The organism is Weizmannia acidilactici (genome assembly GCF_008974225.1).
GTDB classification, from domain to species: Bacteria; Bacillota; Bacilli; order Bacillales; family Bacillaceae_C; genus Weizmannia; species Weizmannia acidilactici.
In genome coordinates this window covers 1-338 of the sequence record NZ_BKZR01000124.1, presented here as the reverse complement: position 1 = coordinate 338, position 338 = coordinate 1, and the positions used below count along the sequence as shown (strand labels likewise).

The window sequence follows — 338 nt, the reverse complement described above, 5'->3', positions numbered from 1 at the left end:
GTTGAACAGTGCCGTGGGAACGATGGCTACACCGGAAGGCGAAACAAAGCTGGAGGCGTTCATCGCGTATATCACGAATCATAAAGAAGCGTTACGGGATTATAAAGCGTGGCTCGAAGCGCAAGGGATAGACACGCACAGGCTGTGCACGATGGGGGCTTCGGAAGGCTTGATGAGCCAATTTGCGGCTCGCCTCAAACAGGGGCGCAGTTGGAGTGCAGCCGGTGTAGAGGCGATGACCCAATGGATAATTGCCGACAAGGATCGGTTGGAGGTCAAAACGTGGTTTGGGCAATGGGTGCCGAACCGTGAAACAAACGGTTCGGGTCGTAAGGCTC

General features: G+C 55.0%; 1 protein-coding gene. It reads left to right on the top strand.

What is annotated here, in order from left to right:
- Positions 1-338, top strand: a 338-nt coding sequence (locus GBH70_RS16510) for a UPF0236 family transposase-like protein (RefSeq protein ID WP_172968336.1), incomplete at both ends; no start/stop codon positions are given.